At 70.8% G+C, this 10,690-nt stretch carries 11 protein-coding genes; all 11 read left to right on the top strand.

What is annotated here, in order from left to right; translation table 11 throughout:
• On the top strand, positions 1-198 hold a 198-nt coding region (locus V6590_RS20380; RefSeq protein ID WP_335425551.1), incomplete at its 5' end, for a phage virion morphogenesis family protein.
• Positions 195-632, top strand: a complete 438-nt coding sequence (locus tag V6590_RS20385) for a phage tail terminator protein (protein WP_335425552.1) — start codon at positions 195-197, stop codon at positions 630-632. The genes V6590_RS20380 and V6590_RS20385, both read left to right, overlap by 4 nt.
• A 194-nt stretch (positions 633-826) precedes the next feature.
• Positions 827-1,801: a phage tail tube protein gene (locus V6590_RS20390; RefSeq protein WP_335425553.1), complete on the top strand. Its 975-nt coding sequence runs from the start codon at positions 827-829 to the stop codon at positions 1,799-1,801.
• On the top strand, positions 1,798-2,196 hold the full coding sequence (locus V6590_RS20395) for a hypothetical protein (RefSeq protein ID WP_335425554.1): 399 nt from the start codon (positions 1,798-1,800) through the stop codon (positions 2,194-2,196). Before V6590_RS20390 ends, V6590_RS20395 begins: the two co-directional genes overlap by 4 nt.
• Before the next feature lie 104 nt (positions 2,197-2,300).
• The gene (locus tag V6590_RS20400) at positions 2,301-2,483 is read left to right on the top strand and encodes a hypothetical protein (RefSeq protein WP_335425555.1); all 183 of its coding nucleotides are present in this window, start codon (positions 2,301-2,303) and stop codon (positions 2,481-2,483) included.
• The gene (locus V6590_RS20405) at positions 2,480-5,305 is read left to right on the top strand and encodes a phage tail length tape measure family protein (protein WP_335425556.1); all 2,826 of its coding nucleotides are present in this window, start codon (positions 2,480-2,482) and stop codon (positions 5,303-5,305) included. Before V6590_RS20400 ends, V6590_RS20405 begins: the two co-directional genes overlap by 4 nt.
• Positions 5,302-6,210, top strand: a complete 909-nt coding sequence (locus tag V6590_RS20410; protein WP_335425557.1) for a phage head spike fiber domain-containing protein — start codon at positions 5,302-5,304, stop codon at positions 6,208-6,210. The genes V6590_RS20405 and V6590_RS20410 overlap by 4 nt, the downstream gene beginning before the upstream one ends.
• Positions 6,203-6,733, top strand: coding sequence for a DUF1833 family protein (locus tag V6590_RS20415; RefSeq protein ID WP_335425558.1), 531 nt, complete (start codon positions 6,203-6,205; stop codon positions 6,731-6,733). The genes V6590_RS20410 and V6590_RS20415 overlap by 8 nt, the downstream gene beginning before the upstream one ends.
• Positions 6,730-7,167, top strand: a complete 438-nt coding sequence (locus tag V6590_RS20420) for a hypothetical protein (protein WP_335425559.1) — start codon at positions 6,730-6,732, stop codon at positions 7,165-7,167. Before V6590_RS20415 ends, V6590_RS20420 begins: the two co-directional genes overlap by 4 nt.
• Positions 7,164-10,424 carry a host specificity factor TipJ family phage tail protein gene (locus V6590_RS20425; RefSeq protein ID WP_335425560.1) on the top strand — a complete coding sequence of 1,087 codons (3,261 nt, stop codon included), beginning with the start codon at positions 7,164-7,166 and terminating at the stop codon, positions 10,422-10,424. The genes V6590_RS20420 and V6590_RS20425 overlap by 4 nt, the downstream gene beginning before the upstream one ends.
• Positions 10,424-10,690: hypothetical protein (locus V6590_RS20430; RefSeq protein WP_335425561.1), on the top strand; the 267-nt coding region annotated here is incomplete at its 3' end. The genes V6590_RS20425 and V6590_RS20430, both read left to right, overlap by 1 nt.

The following is a 10,690-nucleotide window of genomic DNA, read 5'->3' on the forward strand; positions in this document are numbered from 1 at the left end:
CACCAGTTCGGGGCGGTGATCCGCGCCAAGACTGCCGCCGGTCTCAGCTTCGGTCTGGCCGATGGATCGCGCCATGTGGTTTCGCAGGTCACGATCCCGGCCCGGCCTTACATCGGTGTCTCCGAAGAGGACCGGCTGACCCTGCTTGATCTGGCGGCGGTGCATTTCGGGGCGGTGATCGAGGGGCTGCAGCCATGACCCCGGAAATCATCAACCGTTTGAAGGCGGAGGTGCCGGACCTGAAAGGCCGGGTCTATGGCGCGGCGGCACTGGCCACGCTGATGAAGGCCGATGCGGTGCCGCAAAACACGCCCTGCGCCCATGTGCTGCCAACCGGCATGCAGGGTCATCCGCAACCGACGATGACGGTGGGCTGCTACCTGCAGAGTGTCGATCACGGTTTTGCGGTGGTGGTGAGCCTGCGCGCCCATGACGGCCATGGCGAACGCATCGTGCTCGATGAGGTGCATCCCCTGCTGGAGCGGGTGGCGCTGGCCCTGGTGGGCTGGTCGCCCATCGACAGCACCGGCCTTTTCATCTTCCGCGCCTCCCGGCTCGCCGCCTTCGCACGGGGCGTGGCGATCTACGAGCTGACCTTTTCCCTGAAACATGAATGGAGGATCGGACCTTGACGAAAAAACCCACCCCCTCTGCCGCTGATCAGCTGACGGCGGATGTGCGTCCGCCCGGGACTGGGGGCAGCTATGTGATGGACCCCGGGACGGGGGACCAGCATCGGGTCGGGGGGACGCAGGCCGCGCCGCCTGCGGATGGCCCCCCGACCAATCCGCCTGCCCAGCCTGCCCAGCCCGAGGAGACCTGATCCATGTCGATTGTCCGCTATACCCGCAAGACGGCGGTGCTGGCCCGGCTGGAATCGGCCTATGGGGCGGAGCCTGAGGAGAACTGGACCAGTTCGGATGTTGTGCTGGTGCGCAATGCGACGTTCCGGATCGCGCGGGATACCGAGCCGCGCGAGCTGCTGCGGCCTTATCTGGGCGGGTCGGAACATATGGTTGCGGCGCGGCGCTCGGAGCTGGAATTCGAGGTGGAGTTTGCGGCCTCCGGGGTGGCGGGCACGCCCCCGGCCTGGGGTCGGCTCCTGCGGGCCTGCGGCATGTCGGAGACCATCGTCGCGGGCAGCCGGGTGGAATATCTGCCGGTCTCGGGCGGGTTCGAGAGCCTGACGCTGCGCTTCAATGTGGACGGGATGCGCTATGCCAGCCGGGGCGCGCGGGGCAGTGCGAAGTTCCTGTGCAATGCCTACAAGATCCCGGTGATCCAGTTCAAGTTCTGGGGCTTTGACACCTGGGCGGCCGAGGGCAACAGCTTCAGCACGACGGGCTACAACTATGCCGCCTGGCAGCGGCCCGAGGTGATCTCGGACAGCAACAGCGGTGATATCCGGCTGGGCGGCGGGCTGGTGGGCGGGGCGCCATCGGGGGGCACGCTGCTGCCCTCGCAGGGGCTGGAGGTCGATCTGTCGAACAAGCTCAGCCATATCAAGATGCTGGGCGGCGAGGCGGTCGACATCGTGGAACGCGATGTGATGGGCAAGATGACCGTGGCGCTGAGCCCGGCCGATGAGGTGGCCTGGCGCAGCGAGATCAATGCCAATGCGCTGACCTCGGTCGGGTTCAACTTCGGCACGGCGACGGGGCGGCGGGTGCATCTGCATGCGCCCTCGGTGCAGCGGGTCGATCCGCAGATGCGCGATTATGAAGGCCGCGCCCTGATGGAGACCGAACTGCGCTGCCTGCCGGTCGAGGGCAATGACGAGCTGCGGGTGATCGTGCGATGACCCGGGCTGCTGCAAAAGGCCCGACCGCGACCGGCCCCACCCTCGAGACCTTCGTGCCCATGACCCGGGTGATCCATGGGGTGGCAGTCACCCCGCTGCGGCTGCGGCAGGTGCCGGGTTTTGCGGCGGCGGTGGCCCCGATCTGGGATCTGGTACTGGCCGAGGATTGGTGGCGCATCGCGGTCGATCATCACGAGACGGTGCTGGCCACCATTCAGGCCGCCACCGATGCCGATCCCGAGGCGCTGGCCGACTGGCAGCTTGACGCGATCTTCGAGCTGGCAAGCGCGGTCTTCGAGGTCAATCTCGATTTTTTCGCCCGCCGCCTCCTGCCCCTGGCGCGGGAGGCGGTGGCGCGGCGGCAGTCACCTGGGGCACCGCCTTTGCGGCCCTGATCTCGCGCGGGGTCGGGCTGGCGGACTGCCGCGACCTGACGCTCGCACAGGCGGCAGCGCTTCTCGACGGCTTTGCCGAGGTGGCGGCGGTGCAGGAGGCGCGGATGCTGGCGGTGATCCGGCTGGCGGTGAATGGCAGCCGCGAGGAGATCGCGCGCTGGCAGGCCGAGAGCCGGAGCGCGCGCAGGGCCGGGCGGGGGCAGGAACACAGCGATCACGATGAGGATGGGGAGGCCGAACTGGCGGCCGACCTTGCACTTCTGGGGTTCAGGGAACAGGCGGAATGACGGGCGCGACAACGGGCGACATGCGGGTGGTGATGCGCTTCGAGGCCGAAGCGGGGGCGCTGAAGGCGGACCTGGCCGCCCTGCGCCAGAGCCTGACCCAGACCGGGCAGTCGGGCCGCGAGGCCGGGGCCACGGGGGCCGCAGGCCTTGCCCGGATCGAGGCCGGCGCAGAAGCCGCCACCCGCCCCGCCCGCCATCTGGCCGGGAACCTGGCCGATCTCGGCCCCATGGGGCTGCGCGGCGCACGGGCCGCCGAGAGCGGATTGCGCCAGACCGGACAGGGGGCCGAACTCGCCGCCGGATCGGTCGGCAATCTGGTGGCCAACTTCAACGATATCGCGGTGATGATGGCCGCCGGGCAGAACCCGCTGATGCTGGCGCTGCAACAGGGCACCCAGATCACCCAGGTGATCGGGCCGATGGGGGCCGCCGGGGCGGTGCGCGCACTCGGGGCCGCCTTCAGTGCCATGATCTCGCCCCTCAGCCTCATCACGCTGGGCTCCATCGCCGCCGGGGCCGCGATGACCGGCTGGCTGACCGAAAGCGAGGCGGCGGTGCCGCCGCTGGAAGATGCCATCGACACCCTGAATGACCGGGTGGAGGCCTATGTCGCCTCCGCGCGCAAGGCCGCAGGATCGGCGGCGGAATTGTCGGCCGAGTTCGGCAGCCAGACCGCCAAGGCGCGCGAACTCCTGCGCGCGCAGGTCGAACTGGATGCCCGCGCCACCCTGAACCAGACCCGCAGCACCTCGGACGCGCTGCGCAGCGGGCTCGAGGTCTATGACGGGGCCGAATGGGCGGTGGGCAGCCAGAAGTCGCTGGCCGATCTCTTCGATCTCTCGATGTGGTCGGACACCGCCCGGTCCGAGATCAATGGCGTGATCGCGGCCTTCCGCCAGCTTGAATCCGCCCCCACCCTGCAGGGCCAGCTCACCGCCGCCGAGGGCCTGCGCGACCGGTTCCGCGAAGCCGCGCAGGCGGTGGGCGGGCTCAATGACCGCGAGCGCGAGACGCTGGCGCAGATGGATCAGATGGTGCTGGGCCTGCAACGGGTGCAGGGCGCGCGCGAGGCGGCCTTCAAGGCGCAATTCGTCGATCCGGTGCTGGAGGACCTGCGCACGGGCCTCGGGCAGACCATCGACTGGGCCGAGGACCTGGGTGAGGCCAATGCCTTGCTGGCGGTGCTGCGCCAGCAGGCGGAAGAGAAGCGGCTGATCGCAGAGCATGGCGAGGACAGCGTGCTGGTCGCCCGCGCCCGGCTGAAGGCCGAACGCGAGGCGCTGCAGGTCGAATTGAAGGCGCTCGATGTCTCGGAAGGGCTGAAGCGCGAGATCCTCGCGGCCTGGGATGCCGCCAATGGGCTGGCCTCGGTCGATATTGCCGCCACCATCGCCGCCGCCCTTGGCCCGGCCTCGCAGCTGGGAAGCCTGCTGGAACGCGCGGCGGGCTGGTGGGGCAAGGTGCGCGCCACGGTGACGTCGGCGCAGAATGCCGCCGCCGATGCCGCGATGTCCCCCCTTGCCCCGGCACAGATGCCCTCGGGCCTTGGCACCTATGGTCTGGTGCCGGGCTTCAACCCCTATGCGCCGGGGGAGGCCCCCCGCACCTCGCCCCGCCCGACCGCACGCCCGACCGATATCGACTTCGGCGTGCCCGCCCTGAACACCGGCAGCGGCGCGCGGGGCGGCGGCGGGCGCGGCGGTGCCGGGGGCGATGCCACCGCCAGCCTCACCGATCTGCGGCGAGAGATGCAGGCCCTGCTCGCCGATCTCGACCTGCAGGCGGCGCAGATCGCCGAGAAGGTGCGTGCAGGCCTTCTGACCTCCGGCGAGGGCGCGGAGGAACTGGCCCGCGCCCGGCGGCAGACCGCCGAGGGCATTGCCGAGCTGATCCCGCAGATGGAACGGCAGAACCGCGCCTCCGGGCCGGAGGCCGCCAAGGCGGTCGAGGTGGCCCGGGCGGCAGTGCAGGGTCTGGCCGGGGATTGGGACAAGGTCGGCGCAAGCCTCGGGGCCACGGCGGCCGATCTGTCAAAGACCATGGGTCAGGGCTTTGGCGATGCCTTCGCCTCCTTCCTCACAGGCGCGCAATCGGCGGGCGATGCGATGCAGGCGCTGGAAGATACGGTGATGAATGCCTTCCAGCGCATGCTGGCCGAGCAGCTGGAGATGAAGCTCTTCACCCCGCTCTTCGGCCCGCTGTTTGACGGGCTCTTCTCCTTCCTGCCCTTCGCCACCGGCGGCGTGCCGGATGCGCCGGGGCTGGCGGCCCATGCCGACAGCGTGGTCGACCGGCCCACCGCCTTTGCCATGGCCAATGGCCAGACCGGGCTGATGGGCGAGGCCGGGCCGGAGGCGATCCTGCCCCTGCAGGATGGCGGCGTGCGCGCCGTCGATCCGCAGGGCCGCGAGACGGTGCTGGGGCTGCAGCGCATGGGATCGGGGCATCTGGGCGTGGTGCTGCCGCGCCGGGCACCGATCCTTGATGCCCCGCCGCTGGCCTTTGCGCAGGGCGGCGTGGTCAGTCAGGGCCGGGCCATGCTGCTGGGCGAGGCCGCGACGGGCAGCACCGCCCGCCTGCCTGCCGGGGATCGTGCCTCTGGCGGGGCCGGTCCTGCGAAGATCACCGTCAATGTCACCAATACCGCCGTGGATGTGGCGCAGGCCCGGGTGGAGACCCGGCCCGGCAGCGGGGGCGAGGACCTGATCGAGGTGCTGATCGAACGGGTCGAGGGCGCGCTGGCCGAGGGGCTGGTCAGCGGGCGCGGCTCGCTCGCGGGCGCAATGTCGGATGTCTTCGGCCTTGCGAGGGCACCGCGATGACCCGGCGCTGGCCCGATACCCTGCCCGGGGCCGAGCGGCCCGGCTATCAGCTGCAGCCCGTCGATCCGAGCCTGCGCACCGAGATGGAGGTGGGTGCCCGCCGCCTGCGCCGGATCACCCGCACCCGGCGCGACAGTGTCACGGTGAGCTGGCGCTTCGAGGATGACCAGATGGCCGCCTTCCGCGCCTGGTATGGCGATGACCCCTGGAGCCTTGCGGGCGACAGCGATGCGCTGACCGGCTGGAGCCTGACCCAGATGGGCAGCATCAGCGATGGCATCCTCGGCCCGGCCGGGCAACTGGCCGACAAGATCAGGGCCAACCCGGTCGCGGGCGAGCATCGCGCAAGCCTGCCCCTGCCGATGGCCGCCTTCCAGAACCGGGTGCTGGTCCTGATGGCAAGCTTGCGCGCCGCCGGGATGGGCTTTGCCCGGCTGGGCCTGCGCACGATGGAGGGCACGCTGGCCTATGCCGATGTGAACCTCGGCAGCGGGGTGGTGGTGGGGCAAGCGGGGCTGGCGGGCCTCAAGGTCGAGCCGCGCGGCAAGGGCTGGTATCGGGTGATCCTGCGCGCCGATACCAGCGAGGGGCCGGAGGTGCCGGAATTCCGCATCTGGCCGATGCCCGCCCCGGCCACGCCCGGCTACAGCGGCAACAATGCCGACGGGCTGCATCTGTGCGAACACATGGTCCGGCTGGACAGCGGCCATGATCTTTACCTGCCGACCACGGCCAGCGGCCATGCGCTTGGCGCGGGCGGCGGCAGTGCCTGGTTCATGGCCCCGCTGGCCTTTGGCGGCGGCTTTGCCGAGGCCGAATGCCGCTTTGAAGGCGGCTGGAAGGCCAGCATCAGCCAGGGCCTGCGCTGGACGGTCTCTGCCACGCTGGAGGTGCGCAATGCCTGATCCCGCCCTCTCTGAAGCCATCCGCGAGGCCTATGCCTCGGCCCCCGCCGATGAGGTGATCCTGCATACGCTGGAGCTGTGGCATCCCGCCTTCACCGCGCCGATCCGGGTGGTGCGCGACAGTGTGGCGATGGATGCCCGCATCGAGGCCGGAGCCGCCCGCGATGCCGGGCAGATCGTGCCCTTCGTGGCCTATGCCTTCGATGTGAAGCCGCCCGAACAGACCACGACGGGCGTGCCGCAGTGCGTGATCGAGATCGACAATGTCGCCCGCGACATCCTCGCCCAGATCGATCTGGCCGTGGCCTCGGCCGAGCCGGTGACGGTGATCTACCGCGCCTATCTCGACCATGATCTGGCCAGCGGGCCGGAGAATGACCCGCCGCTCGAGATGACAATCTCGGCCATCAGCGCCACCGCCTTCCGCATCCGCGCCACCGCAGGCTTCCCCGATCTGCTGAACCTGCGCTTTCCGGCGCTGGATTATGACCTTGAACGCTTCCCGGGGCTTGCCAGTTCATGACCGCCGCACCCGTCTTGCAAACCGCCGCGCAGGCCCCTGCCGCCCATTGGGCCAGCCGCTATGTCGGCCAGCCCTTCGATCCGGCCGAGCAGCATTGCTGGGCCTTTGCCCGCCGGGTCTGGCGCGAGGTCTTCGGCTGGGATGTGGCCGCACTCGATGTCAGCGCGCTTGACCCGCGCCGCCTGCGCCGCGACTTCGCGGATCACCCGGAATATGGCCAGTGGCGGCAGGTTCAAACCCCCGTTGAAGCCCCGGTTGAAGGCGATGCGGTGATCATGGCGCAGGGCCGCCACCCCTGCCATATCGGCATCTGGATCGCCCCGGCCCGGGTGCTGCATGCCATCGCAGGCTCGGGCGGCATTGCCACCCCGGTCGGGCGGCTGGGCGATCTGGGCTACCGGCTGCACGGGTTCTGGCGGAGGGTCGGCGCATGAGGGCGCTCTGCATCCGCCTGCCCAACCCGCTCGACCCGCTGCATCGCGAGACCGCGGTGCTGACCCGGCCCCTGCGGATCAGGCGGCTCGCCCCCCGGGGCGACCGCCCGGTGATCGCCCTGCTGAATGGCCGCCCGATCCTGCGCGCGGGCTGGCGCAGGCGCTTGCGCCATGGCGATACGCTGGTCTTTGCCTGCCTGCCGCGCGGGCGCGGATCGAACCCGCTGCGGCTTCTGGCCTCGCTCGCGCTCATGGCCTTTGCGCCCTGGGCGGCGGCCACGCTGCTGGGCACCACCACCGCGCTGGTGGGCACCACGCTTCTGGGCCAATTGACCACCTTCGGCATCCTGATGGCCGGTCAGGCGCTGATCAATACCGTGCTGCCCGCGCCAAAGGCCCCGAGCCTGCCCACCCCCTCGCCCACCTACAGCCTGACCGCGCAGGGCAATCAGGCGCGGATCGAACAGCCGGTGCCGGTGCACTATGGCCGCCTGCTGGCCTATCCCGACTTCGCGGCCCAGCCCTATACCGAGTTCGCGGGCGGCGAGCAGTATCTCTACCAGCTCCTGTGCCTTGGCGCGGGGGAGTACGAGGTCGAGGAGATCCGCATCGAGGACAGCCCGATCACGGCCTTTGAAGAGATCGAGACCGAGATCATCCCGCCGGGCGGCGGGGTGACGCTGTTCCCGACTTCGGTCGTCACCTCGGTCGAAGTCTCGGGGCAGGAATTGCAGGGCGCGGTGCCGGTGACCTGGCTGCTTGCCTCGGGCATCATCACCGTGACCGAGACCGGCCATGGCCGGGCGGTGGGTCAGGTGGTGCGGCTCGATCTCGAGGGCGGCGGCGGCTATCTGAGCGGGGTCTATACGATCAGCGCCGTGCCCTCGGCCGACAGCTGGCGGGTCAATGCCCTGACCGGCACCCGCGCCTGCAGCTATCGCATCGCCGCCGGGGCGGCCTCGGGCACGCTGCTCTGGACCCAGTCGGGCAGCCGCATCACCGTGACGCAATCCGCCCATGGCCGGGCGGTGGGGGCGGCCCAGCTGGTGGATTTTGCCGGAGCGCAGCCCGACGGGCTTTATCTGATCGATACCGTGCCCCATCCCGACCGCTGGACCCTCCCGGCCCCGACTTCGGGCTTTGCCCATGGCACGCTGACCGCAACCCCGCTCGGCCCGGGGCTGGAGGCCAGCTGGGTACAGGGCGGCACCACCGTCACCGTGACCCGCCCGGGCCATGGGCTGAGCGCCGGGCAGTCGATCTGGCTCGATCTCTCGGCAGGCGACGGGCCGGTCGGCTGGCGCAGCATCGCCACCGTGCCCGGCCCCGACAGCTTCACCCTGAGCCTCGGGACCACCGGCACCACCGGCACGGTACGCCCGGTGCTGGGCGGGGCCACCGGCTTTGTGGCCTCCGGCCCCGACAGCCGCGCCACCCATCTGGGCCTTGATCTCGTGCTGCCGCGCGGGCTCTTCGGTCTGGGTTCGGGCGGGCGGCTCAGCGACAAGAGCCTGCGGGTGATCGTCGAGGCCCGGCGCATCGATGCGGAAGGCGCGCCCCTGGGCGACTGGACCCGGATCATCGACAAGAGCTTCACCGACCGCAGCGCCACCGCGATCCGCCGGTCGATCCGCCACAAGCTGACCCCGGCCGGGCGCTATGCGATCCGCGCCTGGCGGCACGATGCCAAGGATGGCGATGCCGGGGTCGGCCATGAGGTCGCGCTCTTCGGCCTGCGCGCCTATCTGCGCGAGACCGAGGACTTCGCGGGCCTGACCCTGATCGCCATGCGAATGCGGGCCACCAACAACCTGTCGCTGCAGGCCAGCCGCCGCGTCGGGGTGATTGCCACCCGCAAGCTGCCGGTCTGGACCGGCACGGGCTGGAGCGCGCCGCAGCCGACCCGCTCCATCGCCTGGGCGATTGCCGATGCTGCCCGCAACCCGGCCTATGGCGCGAAGCTGCCCGACAGCCGTCTCGACCTTGAGGCGCTGGCCGCCCTCGATGCGCTCTGGGCCGCGCGGGGCGACCGCTTCGATGCCCGCTTCGACAGTGCGGGCAGCTGGTGGGACAGTGTAAGCCGGATCGCCCAGGCGGGCCGGGCGCGGGTCTTCCTGCAGGGCGGGCGGCTGCGCGTCGTGCGCGACGGGGCCGAGACGCTGCCGGTCGCGCTCTTCTCGATGCGCAATATCGTCAAGGGCAGCTTCAGCATCGATTATGCCATGCCGACCGAGGCCACCGCCGATGCCATCGAGGTGAGCTATTTCGACAGCGCCAGCTGGTCGCCGCGCCGGGTGACCGCGCGGCTGGACGGCTCATCCGCCGCCCGGCCTGCGAAGATGGAGGCCTTCGGCATCACCGACCGGGCGCAGGCCCTGCGCGAGGGGCTCTATCAGGCCGCCGCCAACCGCTACCGCCGCCGCAGCGTGAAGTTCGACACCGAGATGGAGGGCTTCATCCCCTCCATCGGGGATCTGATCGCGGTGCAGCATGACATGCCCGCCTGGGGCGCGCAGGCCGAGGCGCTGGACTGGGATGCAGGGGCGCGGGTGCTGCGCATCTCGGAGGAACCGCTCTGGGGGGATGGCCCGCATTATGTGGCCTTCCGGCGGCGCAATGGCGGGGTCTCCGGCCCCTGGCGGGTGCTGCCCGGGGCCGCGCCCGACCAGCTGATCCTGACCGAGACGCCCGACATGACCCCCGATTGCGGCGGCGCGCGCGAACGGACCCATCTGGCCTTCGGGCCGGGTATGCTCTGGGCCGCGCTCTGCAAGGTGACGGCGGTGAAGCCCAAGGGGCTGCATCAGGTCAGCATCGAGGCGGTGCCGGATGATCCCTCGGTGCACAGCGCCGAGACGGGCCAGACCGCCAGCCCGATCCGGCTGGGCAGCCTGCCGCGCCGGGTGACGCGGCCCCGGGTCACCGGGCTGATCGCGCGGCGCATCCCGGGCGACAATACCCGGGTGCTGCTGGCCTGGCGGCCCGCCCCGGGGGCGGACAGCTATCAGGTGGAGATGGCCGAGGGCGATGATCCGGCCAGCGCCGATGTCAGCTGGACCCGGGTCACCGATACCTCGGCCGCGCAGGTGGCGGTGCTGCTGCTGCATGCGGCGCGGACCATGATCCGGGTGCGCGGCCTTGGCCTTGCCGCAGGCGACTGGACCGCCGCCAGCCTTGGCAGCCTGATCCCCGCCATGTGGAACACCCCCGCCACCCCGTTCTGGACCGCCGATCCCAACCCGATGTGGAGCGCCTGATGCCCAGCCTGCCCCCGCTTGCCGATCTGATCGGCTCCTCCCTCACCGAGGCCCAGTTCAAGGCGGGCCTGCAGCAGTTCCGCGACTGGGCCTCGGGGCTCCTTGGCGACAGCGGCACGCTGGCCGAGAGCCTCGCGGCCCTGGGTGCCCCCTTTGCGGGCCATGTCGCGCGCAGTGCCGCCACCACCCTGACGGCGGCCGACCGGGGCCGGGTCATCAGCGCCAGCGGCAGCTGGGTCCTGACCCTGCCGCTCGCGGCCCATGCG

The sequence above is a fragment of the Gemmobacter denitrificans genome (assembly GCF_036964905.1).
Taxonomy (GTDB): Bacteria; Pseudomonadota; Alphaproteobacteria; order Rhodobacterales; family Rhodobacteraceae; genus Gemmobacter; species Gemmobacter denitrificans.